Source organism: Dactylosporangium sp. NPDC005572 (assembly GCF_040605515.1).
Lineage (GTDB): Bacteria > Actinomycetota > Actinomycetes > Mycobacteriales > Micromonosporaceae > Dactylosporangium.
Map to the genome: position 1 here is coordinate 26,567 of NZ_JBEXCY010000048.1, position 17,903 is coordinate 44,469.

The 17,903-nt window shown below is 74.0% G+C and carries 15 protein-coding genes; 10 read left to right on the forward strand and 5 right to left on the reverse strand.

The features are described 5' to 3' along the window. From ABZS66_RS23505 to ABZS66_RS23525, 5 genes are all read left to right on the forward strand, one after another. Positions 1–441, forward strand: a complete 441-nt coding sequence (locus ABZS66_RS23505) for a YidB family protein (protein WP_354760956.1) — start codon at positions 1–3, stop codon at positions 439–441. 99 nt (positions 442–540) lie between these two features. Then, the gene (locus ABZS66_RS23510) at positions 541–996 is read left to right on the forward strand and encodes a hypothetical protein (RefSeq protein WP_354760958.1); all 456 of its coding nucleotides are present in this window, start codon (positions 541–543) and stop codon (positions 994–996) included. 32 nt (positions 997–1,028) lie between these two features. Continuing rightward, a complete protein-coding gene (locus ABZS66_RS23515; RefSeq protein ID WP_354760960.1) occupies positions 1,029–1,688 on the forward strand; it encodes a sporulation protein in 660 nt (219 codons plus the stop codon). Positions 1,689–1,703: 15 nt separating this feature from the next. Further along, positions 1,704–2,195, forward strand: a complete 492-nt coding sequence (locus ABZS66_RS23520) for a DUF6153 family protein (RefSeq protein ID WP_354760962.1) — start codon at positions 1,704–1,706, stop codon at positions 2,193–2,195. A gap of 82 nt (positions 2,196–2,277) precedes the next feature. Further along, positions 2,278–2,907, forward strand: a complete 630-nt coding sequence (locus tag ABZS66_RS23525) for a DUF305 domain-containing protein (RefSeq protein ID WP_354760964.1) — start codon at positions 2,278–2,280, stop codon at positions 2,905–2,907. Here the strand turns inward: ABZS66_RS23525 and ABZS66_RS23530 are convergent. Together ABZS66_RS23530 and ABZS66_RS23535 are read right to left on the reverse strand one after the other, a co-directional pair. Next, positions 2,894–3,430 carry a DUF2269 domain-containing protein gene (locus ABZS66_RS23530; RefSeq protein ID WP_354760966.1) on the reverse strand — a complete coding sequence of 179 codons (537 nt, stop codon included), beginning with the start codon at positions 3,428–3,430 and terminating at the stop codon, positions 2,894–2,896. The genes ABZS66_RS23525 and ABZS66_RS23530 overlap by 14 nt on opposite strands. 11 nt (positions 3,431–3,441) lie before the next feature. Next, complete coding sequence (locus ABZS66_RS23535) at positions 3,442–3,618, reverse strand: hypothetical protein (protein ID WP_354760968.1); 177 nt, start codon at positions 3,616–3,618, stop codon at positions 3,442–3,444. Between the two features lie 96 nt (positions 3,619–3,714). Between ABZS66_RS23535 and ABZS66_RS23540 the strand changes: the two genes are divergently transcribed. Continuing rightward, positions 3,715–4,302, forward strand: coding sequence for a helix-turn-helix domain-containing protein (locus ABZS66_RS23540; protein ID WP_354760970.1), 588 nt, complete (start codon positions 3,715–3,717; stop codon positions 4,300–4,302). A gap of 77 nt (positions 4,303–4,379) precedes the next feature. Here the strand turns inward: ABZS66_RS23540 and ABZS66_RS23545 are convergent, their stop codons facing one another. Further along, complete coding sequence (locus ABZS66_RS23545; protein ID WP_354760972.1) at positions 4,380–4,850, reverse strand: VTT domain-containing protein; 471 nt, start codon at positions 4,848–4,850, stop codon at positions 4,380–4,382. Further along, the gene (locus tag ABZS66_RS23550) at positions 4,847–5,440 is read right to left on the reverse strand and encodes a CDP-alcohol phosphatidyltransferase family protein (protein ID WP_354760974.1); all 594 of its coding nucleotides are present in this window, start codon (positions 5,438–5,440) and stop codon (positions 4,847–4,849) included. Before ABZS66_RS23550 ends, ABZS66_RS23545 begins: the two co-directional genes overlap by 4 nt. A gap of 140 nt (positions 5,441–5,580) precedes the next feature. On the opposite strand from ABZS66_RS23550, the gene ABZS66_RS23555 reads away from it, so the two are divergent. Beyond that, entirely contained in the window at positions 5,581–6,687 is a 1,107-nt protein-coding gene (locus ABZS66_RS23555; RefSeq protein ID WP_354760976.1) for a sensor histidine kinase, read from the forward strand. Further along, entirely contained in the window at positions 6,684–7,331 is a 648-nt protein-coding gene (locus tag ABZS66_RS23560) for a response regulator transcription factor (protein WP_354760978.1), read from the forward strand. The genes ABZS66_RS23555 and ABZS66_RS23560 overlap by 4 nt, the downstream gene beginning before the upstream one ends. Before the next feature lie 39 nt (positions 7,332–7,370). Here ABZS66_RS23560 and ABZS66_RS23565 read toward each other — a convergent pair whose 3' ends face one another. Beyond that, positions 7,371–8,273 carry an NADP-dependent oxidoreductase gene (locus ABZS66_RS23565; RefSeq protein ID WP_354760980.1) on the reverse strand — a complete coding sequence of 301 codons (903 nt, stop codon included), beginning with the start codon at positions 8,271–8,273 and terminating at the stop codon, positions 7,371–7,373. A 306-nt stretch (positions 8,274–8,579) separates the two neighbouring features. Between ABZS66_RS23565 and ABZS66_RS23570 the strand changes: the two genes are divergently transcribed. After that, positions 8,580–9,152 (forward strand): hypothetical protein, encoded by a 573-nt coding sequence (locus ABZS66_RS23570; protein WP_354760982.1) that lies wholly within the window; start codon positions 8,580–8,582, stop codon positions 9,150–9,152. A gap of 40 nt (positions 9,153–9,192) precedes the next feature. Continuing rightward, the gene (locus ABZS66_RS23575; protein WP_354760984.1) at positions 9,193–17,877 is read left to right on the forward strand and encodes a PKD domain-containing protein; all 8,685 of its coding nucleotides are present in this window, start codon (positions 9,193–9,195) and stop codon (positions 17,875–17,877) included. The last annotated feature ends 26 nt before the right edge of the window (positions 17,878–17,903 follow it).

Below are 17,903 nucleotides of genomic sequence, written 5' to 3' on the forward strand. Positions count from 1 at the left end.
ATGACCGATATCGCAAATTTCACCTATCTTCTGGACGACCCGGAGATCCGCCTGGTGATCTTCGGGCTCGCCCACAGCGGCCACCGGCTCGTCCCGGAGCACCCGGGAGCCGCGCGGCTGCGGGCGTTGGTGGTCCGGATGCTCGACGCGGCCGACGCCGGGCAGCGGCAGAGCTGGCTCTCGGCGGATGTCCACAAGGCGCCGATGACGGTGACCCAGGTCCAGATGGTCCTCGGCGACGACGTCATCTCCGAGGTCGGCGCCTACATCCGGGTGGAGTCCGCGTACGCGGCCTGGCAGCTGGCGGCCGTCCTGCCGGCCCTGACGGACGCGATGAGCCCCTCCGGCGCGCTGGTGACGGACGCCGAGCTGGCCGAGCAGATCGAGCTGGCCTCCGACGAGGCCGACCGCACCTGCGCGTTCGCGCCGCACGTCTTCTGACCTTCCCGCGCGCGTGTTCGCCGGATCGCCGCTTGCGTCCGGCCGCCTCCCGTCTACTATGCACCGTAGGAGTTTCTGGGGCGGGTGGCAGGAGGCGCTGTGGAGGGCGGCACGCCGGCATGCCTGCCGGCCTCCGGTCGGCTCGCACTGGTTCGCGCGCTCGCGCTGGCGCTGGTCTGCGCGGTCCTGCTGCAGAGCGTGCAGGTGCGCGGCTGCTGCACCGATGTCTCGGCGTCGGTCGCCGTCGCTTCGAACCCCGGGGCCGGTGTGCCGGCCTGTGCCGTCGAGCACTGGCAGACCGACCGGGTCGTCATGACGGCCGGCCGTCTCGACCCGGCCGCGCAGACCATCGAGACGCTCCGCGTCGCCCACACACCGCAGGGCACCCGGGTGATCCCCAACCGGCTGCGGTACGTCCTGCCGGCCGAGCTCGACCTGCTCGCCGAGTGCGCCGGACTGCGGCTGGCCGGCCGGTACGGCGACCTGACCGGTTCCGCGCTGCCGCAGCGGCCGTCCACGGCGGTCTCCGTCTACACCGCGCCACCGGCGCGCTGACGACCGGGATGTCGCCCAGGATGTCGCCCGGGATGCTGGTTGAGACGGTGCTCCGCGAGCCGTGCGTGCGCCCCGGCACGATGGCACCGGGCGACGTGCACCTGCGCGCGGAGGAGCGGCCCGTCGACGTCGCCCACGTCGTCGTCGTTGTCGAGACCGGCGACGGGTCGCCGATCATGCGCCATCAGGTTGCCGCCGGCTGCACCCTGCCGTCCGGCCGAACCCGGTCGATGCCGTTCCTGCTGCCGGTCCCGTGGGAGACGCCGGTCACCTGGCCGGGGCATCCCGTGGTGCTGGGTCTCCGGACGGAGGTCGTCCTCGCCGACGGGGCGGTCTGCCGCTGGACGGCGCCGTTCGAGGTACACCCGTCGCTCGGCCATCATCGCCTGCTGGAGGCGCTGTGGTCGCTCGGGTTCGGCCTCGAGCGGGTGGAACTGGCCGGCGGGCCCCTGCCGGAGGTACGCCGCTCCATGCCGTTCGTCCAGCGCATGACGTTCCGCCTTCCCACGGCCCCGGCGGGCGGTCTGAGCGTCGCCCTGGTGGCCGGCCCGGTCGGCGTCGACGTCGTGACGGTGACGGCCGCCGGCCGGAGGCACGCGGTCGTCCGCCACGACGGCGGAGCACCGCACGCGGCAGGACCTGGCTCGGGGAGCGGACACCCCGTGCTGGACACTTGCTCCGACGGGCGATAGGAGGTGACGATCGCGATGGCGTGTCCGGCGTCTGCTCGACGCCCGCACCGGCGCGGCCGGGCGGTGGCGCTGTGCGCCGTGCTGCTGGTCGTCGCCGTGGCCTGGATGCACGCCGTCGCGTCGGCCGGTGTCCTGGCAACGGACGCCCACCATGCCGGAGGGCACGCGGCCCGGGTCATGGCCGACGCAGGGCCGATGTCCACGGACCCGCCCGCGGGTCTCACCCTGAGGGGTGAGCCGTGCGCGGCGGGCGCGTCCACCGGGTCGCACGACCCGCCCGGCAGTGGCCACGGGGCCGGCGGGCACGGGCGCGGACACGCCGGGTCGATGTGCCAGGCCCCCGGGCTCGGCAGTGCCCCCTGGTCGCCGGTGCTGCTGCTCCTGCCGTTCCAACCGGCCGGGGGTGGCAGCCGCCCGCCCCTGTGTGCCACGGTTGCCGTCGACGCCGCTCGCGGCAGCGGCTGTGGGCCGCCGTCACTGGCCATGCTGTCGATCCTGCGAACGTAGGACCGGCTCCTGAAGCGGCCCCCGCACCCGGCGGGGACCGGCTTCCATCCGGGCCCGAACGGTTCTCACATCAGGAGTCGACATGTACCTGCACCACCTTCGCGTCGCCGCGGTCGGCCTCGTGCTGCTCGGCGTCTCCGCCGGCGTCTCCGCCTGTGGCGGTGGCAGCCACCACGACATGGGTGCCCAGCCCACGTCGCCGGCGGCGACCGCCAGCGGTACCGTGGCCGGCAGTTTCAACGGGATCGATGTCAGGTTTGCCACCGACATGATCCCGCACCACCGGCAGGCGCTGGAAATGGCGAAGCTCGCCGAGGCGCGGGCGGCCACCCCGGCGGTCAAGGACCTCGCCGGGCGCATCAGCAAGGCACAGGATCCCGAGATCGCCACCATGTCCGGCTGGCTCACCGCGTGGGGTGAGCCGGTGCCGAGCCCCGGCGGCATGGACCACGGCATGGACCACGACGCCATGGGTGGCATGCCCGGGATGATGAGCCAGCAGGAGATGCAGCAGCTGGCCAAGGCGACCGGCACCGAGTTCGACCGGCTGTTCCTCACGATGATGATCAGGCATCACGAGGGCGCCGTCGAGATGGCGAAGGCCGAGCAGGCGCAGGGTGAGAACCCGGCGGCCAAGAAGCTCGCCGGCGACATCGCCACCAGCCAGACGGCCGAGATCGCCGAGATGGAAGGCCTGCTCAAGAAGCTGTAACGGCCGGACCGCGCCGGGCCGGCGGTGGCGTGTGCCGCCGCCGGCCCGGCGCGGTCGGCCCGGCCCACGGGGTGACACCGCGCGGTTTGTAGACCGAGAGCACCAGCGCGACGAGCAGGAGCGCGACGGCGGCGCCCGCGTGCACGACGGGTGAGACGGTGCGCAGCTCCGCGAGCTCGACGCCCGGGTCGCGGGCCAGGTCGGCGAGCGTCGCGAGGGTCTGCATGTACAGCAGGAGCACGGCCGTGGCGAACAGGTTCAGCAGCAGCTTGACGAGCACCCAGTAGTGCCGCACCAGGCCCCAGCCGGTACCGATCGACTGCACGAGGCCGGTGGCCAGGCCGGCGAGGCTGAACGGCACCAGGGTCGCCCAGCCGGCCGGCTCCAGCACCAGGTACACCCCGCGCACCACGCCGGCGTCGCCGGACGTCAGGGCGACCACGCCCAGCGCCAGGGACGTGACCACCGCACCGAGCCACCCCACCGACGCGGCCACGTGCAGCACGAGCGCGAGCCTGCGCACGGGTGGACGCATCACCATGCCGGGCCGCCGGGCGCCGACGGGACCGGCCGGGACCCGCCGTGGCGCAGGTGCCGGCCCGGCCCGTGCCCGGTCAGCAGCAGGACCACCACCAGGACCACGACGGCCACGCCGGCGATCGCGAAGACCTTCACCCAGCGCGGCGTCCGGGCGTCGGACGGTTCGACCATGACAGCCTCCTCAGCTTCGACCTCCCAACTTTGCGATACAACTTGTCGATTTGCAAGACACTCTGTCTCGGCCCTGGCGGAGTGTATCGTGGTGGGGTGCCGAGGCTGTGGAACGCGACGATCGACGAGCACCGCCGCACCGTGCACGCCGCGATCCTGGACACGGCGGCGGCGCTGATCGCCGAGCACGGCCTGGCCGGGGTGACGATGTCGCAGATCGCCACGCAGGCCGGGATCGGCCGGGCCACCCTCTACAAGTACTTCCCGGACGTCGAGGCGATCGTCGTCGCCTGGCACGAGCGACAGGTCGGCGAACACCTCGCCCAGCTCACCCGGGCCGCCGCCGAGGCCGGCGAGCCGGGCGACCGGCTCCGCACGGTGCTGCTCACGCTGGCCGAGCTGGCCGGCGGCCGACACCAGCCGGCCGCCGCCGGGCACGGACCCGACCTTGCCGTGCCGCTGCACCGCGCCGAGCACCTGCACCGGGCCCGGCACCGGCTGCACGCACTGCTGACCGACGTCATCCACGCCGCCGCCGACGCCGGTCACGTCCGCACCGACGTGCCCGCCGCCGAGCTCGCCACGTTCAGCCTGCACGCCCTCGGCGCCGCCGCCGACCTGCCGGCCACCCGACCGGCCCGCGCCCGGCTCGTCGACACCACGCTGCGCGCGCTGCGCGGTTGATGTCACGCGGCGAATGCCGCTTGCCCGACACCGCAGCGACCGACACCGCAGCGACCGGCACCGCCCGCGGCAGGGCGTCAGGCGAGCGCGGCGGGCAGGGCGAGGACGGCGAAGCGGATCAACCGTCCGGCGAAGCAGACGACGGCGAACTCCCACTGCCGCAGACCGGCGGTGCCGGCGGCGACGCTGACGACGGCCAGCGGCGGCACCCCGGCCGCCGCGGAGACGAACACGGTCGGCAGGCCGGTGCGCCGGCCGGCGAGCCAGCGCCGGATCGGTTCGGCCCACCGGGCGGCGCGGGCCCGCGCGCGGCTCGACCGGTGCCGTCGGGCGAGCCGCCGGGCCAGCCGGCCCGTGCCGCGCCGCGCGGCCTCGAACAGCAGCAGCTTCCCGGCGGTCTGTCCGAGCGCCAGCGCGACGACGGCGACCACGGCGGTGCCGGCGCGCTGGCCGGCGAGGACGGCGTAGGCCTCGGCGTTGACGACCGGGACGAGGGCGGAGGCGACACCGTATCCGGCCGCCACCGCCGCCTCGACGAGGGCGTTCACGCCCGGCCGTCCCGGCGGAGCAGCCCGGCCACCCTCACCGCGGACCACAGCTTGACGACGAGCACGGCGATCGCGACGGCCAGCGCCACCCGGTACTGCCCGAGCGCGACGGCACCGACGACGCCGGCGGTGTTGACGGCCTTGGCCACCGGCGACCAGTTCAGTACCCACACCCGCCGATCGACGACATGGAAGTCGTTGGGGCTGATCACGGGCCAGCACAGGAACGCCAGCGACAGCATGGTGTCCAGCACCATGAACGAGGGCAGGAACACCGAGGCCACGACCGCGACGCCGGGCACGAGCGCGATCAGGCCCACGCAGAGCACGGCGGTGCACGCGCGGTCGCTCACGATGTCGAGCACCGCCCCCGCCCTCGTCTCCTGGCCGAGCCGGCGGGCGGCGAGGCCGTCGAGCATGTCGCCGAGCCAGTAGATGCCGTACGCCACGACGAGCAGCGTCATGGAGCCGGCGACGAGCGCGGCGAGCCCGGCGGTGACGGCGGCGACCGTGCGCACGACGGTGATGCCGTTGGGGACGGTGAGGAAGGGGCCGACGTGGACGGCGGGGCGGGCTTCGACGAGAGTCACCCCTGCAGCGTCGTGGTGCTGCGCCGGCCGGCGGAACGGGCCGCGGTGCCGACCGGATCGCGGCGACGGTACCGGGGTGCCGGTCCGTCCGGTACCCCGGTACCTGGCCGCCGGCCGCGGCGATCGCCGAGACTGGTCGGGTGGTCACCGGAGTACCGGGGTGGTTGCGCAACCCCGAGCGCGTGCGCATGATCGGCACCGGCGTGGCCGGCTTCGTCGTCGCGGTCGTGGTCACGACCGTCGAGGGCGGCGTGAGCGTGCCGGCCGACTGGGTGCGCCTCGTGTTCCCCGCCGGTCTCGCGGCCATGGCGCTGCCCGCCCGCTACCGGGCACTGAGCTTGGCGGTCTGCGCCGCGTTCGTGGCGGGTGTGAGCACCGGCGAGTCGGTCCAGCTGGGCCTGGCGGCGGCCGGCCTGGTCTTCATCTCGACCTGCCAGGACCCGGCCCGGCGGCCCTGGCTGGGACTGGCCGGCGGGTCGGCCGGCGCGGCCGGGGCCCTCGCCGTCGCGCTGGCCGGCGGGCGGGGACTGTACGAGCAGCCGTTCGCCTTTGTCGCGGCCGGCTTCCTCCTGGCGACGCTGCTGCGCTCGTGGTCACGCGGCCAGGCCCTGACCCGGGAGGCGGCCGGCCTGCGCAGCCAGGCGGCCTGGCTGGAGCAGCGCACCAACCTGGCCCGCGAGCTGCACGACGTGGTCGGCCACCACGTCACGGCGATGGTCGTGCAGGCCGAGGCCGGCCAGTTCAGCGACGACCCGGCCGCCGCACTGCGGCGGATCGCGGACAGCGGCCGCACCGCGCTGCGCGACCTCGACTCGCTCGTCGTGCACCTGCGCGACCCGGGCGCCGCGATCGCGGTGAGCCAGCCGCCCCGCCTGTCCGACATCGACGAGCTGCTCGCCCAGCCGCTGCGCCAGCAGGGCGTGACGGTGCACGTCCGGCTGGACCCCGAGCCGGGCCTCGACGAGGCCGGGGCGCTGACCGCCTACCGCATCGCGCAGGAGGCGCTCACCAACATCGCCCGGCACGCCGGCGCCACGGCGGCCTGGGTCGAGCTGGAGCGCATCGGCCCCGACGCCCGCCTGCGGGTCAGCGACGACGGCATCGGCCCGCCGAAGGCGCCGGCCCGCGGCTCGGGCCTGCTCGGCATCGAGGAGCGGGTCCGCGCGCTCGGTGGCACCTGGCGGCTGGGCCCGCGGCCGGGTGGCGGCACCGTGCTGGAGGCCGGCCTGCCGGTGGCGAAGCCGTGATCCGGGTCGCGATCGCCGACGACCAGGAGTTGGTCCGCGACGGCTTCAGCCTGATCCTGCGCTCCCAGCCGGACATCCGGGTCGCGGCCGAGACCGGCGACGGCCGGCAGCTCCTCGACGCCGTGCGCCGTGACGCCCACATCGACGTCGCCCTCGTCGACATCCGCATGCCGGTGCTCGACGGCCTGCAGGCCACCCGCGCGCTGGCCGGGATGCCGCACGCGCCGGCCGTCATCATCGTCACCACGTTCGACGACGACACGTACGTGCTGGACGCCATCGCCGCCGGTGCCCGCGGGTTCCTGCTCAAGCGGTGCAGCGCCCGCGACCTGATCGCCGCGGTGCGCACGGTCGCGGCCGGCGCGGCGATCCTGTCGGCCGAGGTCACCGGCGCGGTGCTGGACCGGGTCCGCGCGACCGGCCCGGCCACGCGGGTCGGGCTGACGCCCTACCAGCTGACCGCCCGCGAGACGGACGTGCTCACCCTGATCGGTGCGGGGCTCAACAACGACGAGATCGCGCAGCACCTGCACCTCTCGATGAGCACGGTCAAGACGCACGTCGCCAACGTGCTGGCCAAGACCGGCAGCCGCGACCGCGTGCGCGCCGCCATCCTGGCGATCCAGGCCGGCCTCGCACCGTGACGACGCCCGGCGTCTGCGCCTTGACCGTGCTCAGCGGGTTCAGAGGGTGATCACGACCTTGCCGCGGGTGTGGCCGCCCTGCACGTGGGTGTGGGCGTCGGCGAGCTTCTCCAGCGGGTACGTGTTCTGCAGGCGGGGCGTGTAGGCGCCGCTGCGGCCCAGGCGCGCCGCCTCCGGGATGTTGGCGCCCGCGTTCGGGGCGCCGGAGGCGAGGGCGACGCCGAGGGCCGCGGCGCCGAAGTCGGCGACCGTCGAGACCCGTGCGGCGTCGCCGACGAGCGCGACGATGTCGGCCAGCGAGCCCGAGCCGGCGGTGTCGAGCGCGGCGTCGACGCCGCCGGGGGCGACGGCCCGCACGCGGTCGGCCAGGCCGTCGCCGTACGTGACCGGCGTCGCGCCGAGCTCGCGCAGGAAGTCGTGGTTGTGCTCGCTTGCCGTACCGATGACGGTGGCGCCGCGGGCGATCGCGATCTCGACGGCCGCGGAGCCGACGCCGCCCGCCGCGCCCTCGATGAGCACGGTCCGGCCGGTGAGGTCGCCGAGGGGTTCGAGGCCCGCGATCGCGGTCGAGGAGGCGAGGCCGGCCGCGGCGGCCTGCTCCATCGACCAGCCGTCGGGCACGCCCGCCCACGCCGTCAGCACGGCGAGCTCGGCGGCGGCGCCGTCGCGGGTCAGGCCGAAGACCCGGTCGCCGGCCTGCACGCCCGTCACGCCCTCGCCGACCTCGTCCACGATCCCGGCCGCGTCGCTGCCGGGGACGGCGGGGAACGTGGTCGGGATGAACTGGGCCATGTAGCCGGCGCGGATCTTCCAATCGACCGGGTTCACGCTGGTGGCGGCGACCCGGACCCGGATCTCGCCCGGCCCGGCGTGGGGTTCGGGGGCGTCGTCGACGGTGAGCACCTCGGGGCCGCCGTACTGGTGGAAAAGGACTGCGCGCATGGTCACGACCTTCGGGTAGGCGGGAGCGTTCGCGGAGAGAGCGGATCACATCATGGGGTCCGCCAAGTCCGCGCGCCAGCCCGTCTCACCCGCGGGGAATTGGTCCAGCCCCGCTGGTCCACCCGGATTGGTTCAACCGGATGGTGCGCCGCGGCGCCGCGTCGGCTGCCCGGCCCGGATCGCTCCGCCAGAAATACGACGCAAAAGCTGCTGTAACGGTCCGCAGTGCTACCAGCACGCTGCGAGACGGTCCTATGGTCCGGCCTGAGCCTGGAAACCGAGCCGTGACCGAGAGCGTGGGTGGCCATGAACCTGCTCCGAGACCTGCCGTCGCGTGCCCGCCGGCCGATCGTCGTCGCCGGTCTCGCCGCCGTGCTCGCGCTCGTGGCGTGGGCCGTGGTCGCCGCTGACGACGACGAGCGCGCCGCGGCGCCCCAGCCGTCGACCGCGCCGCGGCCGGCGGCGTCGGACCCGCGTGCGCCCGCCGTGGTCAACGACTACCGGGCCTACTGGGCGGCGCTGCTGAAGGCGTCCGATCCGGCCGACCCCAACCACGCCGACCTGCTGCGGCACGTCACCGGCGCCGAACTGGGCCGCGCCCGCACGGTGCTGACCGCCCGCCGGCAGTCCGGTGAGGTCGTGCGCGGCAGCTACGAGCACCGCGAGACCGTGCAGTCCATCGGCGACCGCGTCGCCACGGTCGACGACTGTCTGAGCGCGCGCACCGCGGTCTACGAGGCGTCGAGCGGCAAGGTGAAGGTCCAGGACCCGCAGCAGGACCAGCCGCTGACGGTGGCGCTGCAGCTCGACGGCGGTGTCTGGAAGGTCTCCGAGATCAAGCCGGGAGTCCCCGGCGCCTGCACGAGGCCGGCCGCGTAGGGCGGTGCCCGCACCACGTTTCCCGCACGGAGGTGTGCACATGCAGAGCCATGCGTTCCGGGGGATCCATCGGCCGTCGACCCGCCGGCGGCGCCGAGCGGCGTGGTCGGCGGTCGTCGCCGTGGCGCTCGCCGCGGTGGTGTCTGCGACGCCGTGGCCCGCGCGGCCGGCCCTGGCCGAGACCACGCCCGCGACGGTGAGTATCTCCAGCCTGTCGCCCGCGGGCTCGTTCTCGCCCAACGGCGACGCCATCGAGGACACCGTCGACGTCTACTTCTGCCTGGACGCCCCGGCCAACGTGACGGCGGTCGCGCTCGACGCCGCCGGCACGACCGTGCGGACCATGGTGAGCACCAGATCGTTCGCCGCCGGCTGCCACTACGGCGACGTGCGGTGGGACGGCCGCGCCGACGGTGGCGCCCTCGCGCCCGACGGTACGTACGTGCTGCGGCTGACCGCGATGAACGCCTCCGGGCAGCCGACCGAGGCGACCGCACCCATCGTCCTCGACCGGCGCCTGCCCGGCGTCGTCAGCGCGCCGGCGCCGGGCTCCGTGCTCAGCGGGACCGTCGAGTTCGTCTTCACGCCCACTCCCGGCATGCACGTGACCCGGGTCCGGTTCGACCTCACGTCGCCGACCCTGTCGTGCGCGACGCCGGAGGTCATGACGGCGGCACCGGACGGCACGTTCCGGACCTCGTACGACACCACCACGTCCTGCGGTGAGGGCGCTCGCACGCTGACCGCGTACGTCCAGTTCGTCGACCCGGCCGGGGCCGGCCACAGCTGGAACTCGACCGGCCAGCCGGTGACGCTGGCCAACCCCGCGCCGCCTGCCGTCGCCGTCGTGTCCTACGTACCCGTGGTGTTCTCGCCCAACGGCGACGGCCAGGAGGACCAGGCGACCTTCAACTACTGCACGGCCGACACCGTCGACGGTGGCGCGCTGGCGGTCCGGGTCCGGATCGTCGACGAGCACGGCGCGACCGTGCGGACCCTCGCCGACGAGCAGCGCGACCCGGCACCGTTCTGCTACACGTGGTACGGCTACTTCTCGACGCTGTCGTGGGACGGCACGAACGACGCCGGGGACCCGGCACCCGACGGCGCGTATCAGGTCGAGGTCGCGGCGACCGACGCGACCGGGCTCGTCGGGACGGAGCGCCTCGACGTGGTCGTCGACCGCCGGGCGCCGGGCCGGATCACCGCGCCCGCCGCCGGTGCGACGGTGCACGGGCCGGCCGAGTTCGCGTTCGAGCCGGCCGCCGGTGTCGAGGTGCGCCGGGTGACGTTCGTGCTGGCGAACCAGACGGTGTCGTGTGCCGCCCCGGAGGTGACCGCGCCGGACGGGTCCGGCGTGTTCCGCGTCGTGTTCGACACCGGCGCCGACTGTGGCGACGGTGCCCGCCACCTGACGGCCACGGTCCGCTACGTCGACGCCCGGGGCGTCGAGCACGGCTGGACGTCGGCGCCGGTGCCGCTCACCCTGGACAATCCGGCGCCGCCGGCACCGGCGTTGCAGCTGTGGAGCGGCGCGATGTTCTCGCCCAACGGTGACGCGCAGGACGACGAGGCGTCGTTCTCCTACTGCGCCGCCGACGCCACCGACGGCGGGCGACTGTCCACAGTGGTCCGTGTCGTCGCCGCGGACGGTACCGTCGTGCGGACGTTGACGCAGGAGGACCGCGACCCGGCACCGTTCTGCTATACCTGGTACGGCTGGTTCAGCGGCGGCACCTGGAACGGGCTCGACGACGCGGGCCAACCTGCGCCCGACGGCACCTACACCATCGAGGTCGCCGCCACCGACGGCGGCGGGCTGACCGGGACGGCCCGCGCGTCCGTCATCCTGGACCGGCGGGTGCCGGGCGTGCTCGACGCACCGGCGGCGCAGGCCACGCTGGAGGGCCCCGCCGAGTTCGCGTTCACGCCGACGCCCGGGTTCACCGTGCTGCAGGCGACCTTCGTCCTGACCTCGCCGACGGAGAGCTGTGGATCGCCGGCGCTCACCGAGGCCGGGCCGGACGGCGTGTTCCGCACGACCTTCGACACGGCGACGTGCGGCGACGGCGCCCGGAACGCCTCGGTCCAGGTGCAGTACCGCAATCCGGCGGGTGAGGTGCGGTGGTGGACCTCGCCGCCCCGGGCGGTGACGCTGCACAACCCGGCGGCGCCCGTGGTCGCCGTTCGCCTGTACTCGTCGACCACGTTCTCCCCGAACGCCGACGGGCAGGACGACACGCTCTCCTTCGCGTACTGCGCCGCGGACGCCGCCGACGGCGGCCGGCTGTCCGTCGTCGTCCGCGTGCTGGACGGTACCGGCGCGCCGGTCCGCACGCTGCACGCGCAGGACGCCGACCCCTCGCCGGCCTGCTACTCGTGGTACGGCTACTTCTACGGGCTCGACTGGAACGGTACCGACGACGACGGGCAGGCGGTGCCCGACGGCGCCTACACGCTGGAGGTCTCCGCGACCGACCAGACCGGCCGCACCGGGACCGAGCTGGCCACGCTGACCGTCGACCGGCGGCTGCCCGGCACGCTCGACCTGCCCGGCCCCGGTGCGACGCTGGCCGGCACGGCGCTGTTCGAGTTCACGCCGGCCGGCCACGTCTCGACGCAGCAGGTCGACGTCTCGGTGGCCGGGCGCGGCGCCACGATGTACAACGCCTCGCCGGACGGGCGGTGGCGGACCACCATGCCGATGGGGCAGCTGCCGCCCGGCCCGGCGACGTTCTACTGGACCGTGCGGTGGACCGACGCGGCCGGGCAGACGCATTACTACTCGAAGCAGTTCGAAGTGGCGGTCGACCCGACCAGCATCCCGCTCGCCGTCACCGCCACGGGATCCGGCGGCCCCGCACCGCTGGACGTGTCGTTCGCGGTCACCGCCTCGGAGCCCAACGGCCGGCCCCTGCAGCTGCTGGTCAACTACGGCGACGGTACCGCCGAGGTGCACCGTACCGTCGAAGCGCCCTACGCCACCGTCACGCTCACCCACCGCTACGCCGACCCGGGCGCCTACCAGGCGTTCGTGTCGGTCAGCAACGGCAGCGGCGGGTACGCCGCACAGACCCTGCCGGTCACCGTCGCCGGGCAACCGAACACGCCGCCGCAGGTCAACGTCGCGACGGGCCCGGTCACCGGTACCGCGCCGCTGGACGTCAGCACCACCATCGAGGCGAGCGACGCCGAGGGCGACCAACTGCGGTACACCACCGACTTCGGCGACGGCACCGCGCCCGTGACCGGAACGCTGCCGGTGGCGCCGCTCGCGCACCGCTACACCGTGCCCGGCACGTACCTGGTGCGCACCGAGGTCTCCGACGGCCGCCTGTCCGTGGTCCGCACCACCCGCGTCACGGCCGTGCTGAGCGAACCGCTGCAGGCCCGGGCCGGCGACGACCGCAGCGTCATCGCCGGCGACGAGATCATCTTCGACGGCGGCGGCTCCCGCCCCGCCGCCGTGATCGGCTCGTACGAGTGGACCTTCGGCGACGGCGCCTCCGCGACCGGGAACACGCCACGGCACACCTTCAGCACGCCCGGCACCTACACCGTCACCCTGACCGTGCGCGCCGGCACCCTGACGGCGCAGGACACGGCGACGGTGCGCGTCGCACCCGTGCCGGTCGAGCCGGGGCTCGGCGTCACCGTGCGCAGCGGCGGCCGTGCGGTGCCGGGCGCCGAGGCGCTCGTGATCCTGCCCGACGGGCAACGGATCAGCGGTATCGCGGGGGCGGGCGGGACCACCCGGCTCAGGGGCCTCGCCGACGGCGCGGTCACCGTGTACGCCTGGGCCGACGGCTATCAGCCGGGGACCGCCGTGGCGACCGTGGCCGGCGGCTCCGGCCAGGTCGAGTTCGACCTGGTCGGCGGCGACGTCGGCGCGGCCACGCTCACGTCGGAGCGCCTGACCGTCGAGGAGATCGTCGCCAAGGGCCTGGACCCGGCCGCGCCGGAGAACCAGAACGTCTACGAGTTCACGGTCAACCTGTTCTTCGTGCCGGCGGAGCCCCAGCAGGAGCCGCCGACCCACGACCTGCACATCGAGGTGGTGACGAACCTCGACGGCGTCTACACGCTGCTGTACGACGCCGGGCAGGGCCCGCAGTCCTGCGATCCGGCCTTCTGCCAGCTCGGCTGGGGCACCAACGTCGTCGTGCCCCAGGTGACCTACGTGCAGCAGCAGCCGGTCGTGCAGTGGCTGGTGATCCCCGGCCGGGCGAAGTTCCTGAAGGAGTTCTTCGACGTCAGCCTCATCGTGCAGAACCTCGCACCGGCGGGGTTCACGTTCACCCAGGGCTCCGCGACGCTCGACCTGCCCGGCGGGCTGTCCCTCGCACCGACGGCCGAGCCGCAGCACCTCACGGTCGACGTCGCCGACATTCCCGGCGGTGCCGGCCGGACCACCACGTGGACCGTCCGCGGCGACGGCGAGGGCAGCTACGACCTGCACGCCGCATACTCGGCGAGCCTGGAGCCGGTCGGCAAGCCGGTACGGCTGCAGGCGGCGACCGTCAGCCCGCTGAAGGTCTGGGGCGGCTCGCTACTGCACATGAGCGTGCAGGTGGACAGCTGCGCGGTGCGCAACGGCCCGTACCACGTCACCATCGTGCTCCGTAACGTGTCCGACCCGCGGGACCGCGACGCCGCCCGGGTCTACAACGCGGAGGTCGAGCTGCTCGACCGGCCGTCGGACGCACCCGACTGGCAGGCGCTGTACTCGCTGGCACCACCGACCCGGTACACCACAGCGGTGATCGAGCCGGGCGCCACGATGGTCAGCCGGTTCGTGGTCTACCCGGCGCTCGGCAACGACGACGTGCGGCACCTGCGGCTGATCCCCGAAAGCTCGTTCATCCAACGTACCGGCGGCAACGTCGGCGTCCCCAGCGAGATCGCCGTCAACGACGTCGGCAACTGTGCCACCCTCGACTACGGCGCGGTCACGGTCGGGGAGGTGGTCCCCGGCGGGGCCGGCCCGGACACCGCCACCGTGACGTGGACGAAGGTGACCCCCGACGCGGAGGTCGAGTCCTACGAGCTGCTCGGCGCCGCCACCCTCGGCGACCCGCTGACCGCGACCCGGTTCGGGCGCACGCCGCCGGGCACCACGTCGGTGACGCTGTCCAGTGACCAGGACCGCGACCTGCGGTACGTCACCGTCCTCACGCATCTCAAGGACGGCCGGACGGTCGCCGACCACATGCTCGCCGAGGGGCCGCCGCGGTACGTCGCGCTCGGCGACAGCTTCTCCTCGGGCGAGGGCTATCCCGGGTTCGAGCCGTCCACGAACCAGTGCCACCGCTCGCTCGGCTCCTACAGCCGGCAGCTGTCGCAGGACGTCGCCGTGCGGGACCTGTTCCTGCCCGCCGGGTTCCACGCGTGCAGCGGTGCGGTCGTCGACGACTCCTTCAACGACAACCCGAACAACCCCGGCGAGCGGCCGCAGCGCAGCCACGTCAACAAGTTCACCGAACGGGTCACGCTGACGATGGGCGGCAACGACTCCGGCTTCAGCGGCCTGGCCAAGCTGTGCATCGCCTGGGACTGCGGCCACGACCTCGCGAACAAGCTGCTGGCCTACTCCGCCGACACCTTCAACGTCGCGGTCAACCTGATGAGCGTGCTGCAGTGCGCGGCCGCCAACACCACCGGCGCCGGTCTGCAGTGCGACGTCTCCGCCGCGCTGCAGACCGCGATACACGAGGTCGCCGCGCGTTCCCAGTCGATCAACAACGTCGACTCCGGCGTGCTGCGGCAACGGCTCGTCGCCCTCTACCGCGACCTGCTCGCCGCCGCCCCCGACGCGCAGATCCTCGTCGGCACCTACCCGCAGGTGGTCGACGAGAGCGACACCACGTGCGCGCTGCGGCCGGACGTCACCGATGCCCTGCTCACCCTCAGCGGCGCCGAGAAGCGGTACATCAGCGCGTTCACCAACCGGCTGAACACCACCATCCGCAACGCCACGCTGGAGGCCGGCGACGGCGCCCGGCTGCACTTCGTCGACGTGAACCAGCCCGGCTCGACCTTCAGCACCCACAAGCTGTGCACCGCGGCCGGGCTCAACCCGGACAGCGCCGTCAACACGCTCGTGTCGCCGATGGTGTTCAGCGTCCATCCCAACGCCATCGGCCAGCACGCCTACTACGAGGAGTTCCTCAAGGCCACCAACCGGACCGCCAACGTGCGCCGCACCGTGCACGGCGGCGAGACGGCGGCCGTCGCCCAGGTCGTCGTCGACCCCGGCACGACCCTGTCCACCAGCGTCACGGCACCCGGCTCCACTGTGGAGCTCCGGCTGACCGCGCCCGGCGGTACCCGCTACGACCGCCGCGGCGTGCCGGCGGGCGCCGAATGGAGCGTCACCGGCACCACGGAGACGGTGCGGATCCCCGGCGCCGAGGCCGGGACCTGGCAGATCGAGCTGATCGGCGGGCAGGTCGACCCGCCGGGCACGCAGGTGCAGGTCTTCGCCGGCACCGCCGCACCGGCACCACCGGCGGGGCCGTCCGCCGTCGCCACCGCCACCGTGCTGGACCGCGGTGCCCGGCTGGTGCACGTCGACGGCGCCGGCTCCACCTCGCCCAGCGGGCCGATCACCTCGTACACGTGGTACTTCGGCGACGGCAGCACGGCGACGGGGCCGGTCGCCGACCACACGTTCGCCGCACCGGGCACGTACCCGGTCGGCCTGCTCGTCACCGACGGCACCGGCCAGAGCCACACGGTGGTCCTCCCGCCGATCGACCTCACCGACGACGCGCCCGTCGCGGCGGCCGACTTCGGCACCGTGCCCGAGGACGGCGTGCTGACCGTGGCCGCGCCGGGCGTGCTGGCCAACGACACCGACACCGAGGGTGGTCCGCTCACCGCCACGCTGGTCACCGGCCCGGCGCACGGCACCGTCCAACTGGCCGCCGACGGCGGCTACGTCTACCGGCCCGCGCCCGACTTCAGTGGCACCGACAGCTTCAGCTACGACGCGCACGACGGCTTCGGCACCGCCCGCGGCACGGTCACCATCACCGTCACGCCGGTCAACGACGCGCCCGTCGCGGTCGCCGACGCCTACACCACCCGCCAGGCCCGGCCACTCGTGGTCGCCGCGCCGGGCGTGCTGGCCAACGACACCGACGTCGAGGGCGGTCCGCTCACCGCCGCGCTGGTCACCGGCCCGGCGCACGGCACCCTGACGCTCGCCCCGGACGGGTCGTTCACCTACACGCCGGCCGGCGGGTTCGCGGGCGTCGACGCGTTCCAGTACCGGGCCGCCGACCCGGCGGCCACCTCGCCCGCGGTGACGGTGCAGCTGACCGTCACCGGCTGCGCCGACGACTTCGGCTACACCTGCGCGACCGCCGCCCGCGCCTTCACACCGGCCGACACCACCGTGCTGCCACTGTCCGGGGACGACGCGACGACGCAGGTCGCCCTGCCCTTCCCGGTTACGTTGTACGGGCAGACCTACGCCACGGCGTGGGTCGACACCAACGGCATCGTGAGCCTCGTGAACCCCGGCGGGCCGCATGCGGACAACGGGACCCTGCCCACGGGCACGCTCCCGAACGCCGCTGTCTACGCCTTCTGGACCGACCTCGTCGTCGACGCCTCGGCGTCGGTCCGCACGGCCGTCAGCGGGACGGCACCGAACCGGCAGTTCATCGTCGAGTGGCGCAACGTGTACCTCTACGGCAACACCTCGCGCCGGCTCACCTTCGAGGCGATCCTGACCGAGTCCGGCGACGTCATCACGAACTACACGGGCCTGGACAACGACTTCGAGCGTGGCAGCGTCGCGACCGTCGGCATCGAGAACGCGGACGGCAGCGACGCGCTGACCTACTCCGTCAACACGGCCGGCCTGCAGTCCGCGACGGCGGTCGTGTTCACCGCGCCCGGCGGCACCCCGCCACCGGCGACCACCGGCTCGATCTCCGGGACCGTCACCGTGTCCGGCGGCGGCGCGGTGCCGGCCGCGACCGTGACCCTCACCCCCGGCGGCCTGTCGGCGACGACGAGCGCCACCGGCACGTATACCTTCACCGGCCTGGGCAACGGCACGTACACCGTCGCCACCGCCCACGACGGCCGGTCCACCTCCGTGTCCGTAGTGGTCAGCGACGGGGGACCGGCGACGGCCGATCTCGTCCTTCCCGTGGCGACCGGCAGCTACGCCGTCTCCACCCTGCCGGCGGCGTTCGCGCCGGCGGACGGCACGGTGCTCCCGCTGACCGGCGACGACGCCGTCCTGCAGATCACGCTGCCGGCGCCGGTCACGCTGTACGGCGCGCAGTACACCACGGCCTGGGTCGACACCAACGGCAAGGTCTCGTTCACCAACCCGGGCACGGCGTACGTCGAGCACGGCCCGCTCCCGTCCACCGCGCCACCGAACGCCACCGTCTACCCGTTCTGGTGCGACCTCGTGGTCGACGGGCAGGCGTCGGTACGGACGGCGGCGGCCGGCGGCGCGTTCACCGTCGAGTGGCGCAACGTCCACCTCTACGGCAACACCTCGCGGCGGCTGTCGTTCTCCGTGGTGTTCGCGTCGGACGGCACGATCACCCTGCACTACCAGAGCCTGGACAACGCCGCCGAGCGCGGCTCGGGCGCGACGGTCGGGCTGGAGAACTCGACCGGGACGCTCGCGGCGCTGTACTCGTACAACGACGCCACGCTCGTCGCCGGCACCGCGATCCGGTTCACGCCCTCCTGACGGCACTGAGATCGCAGGGAGGTCGC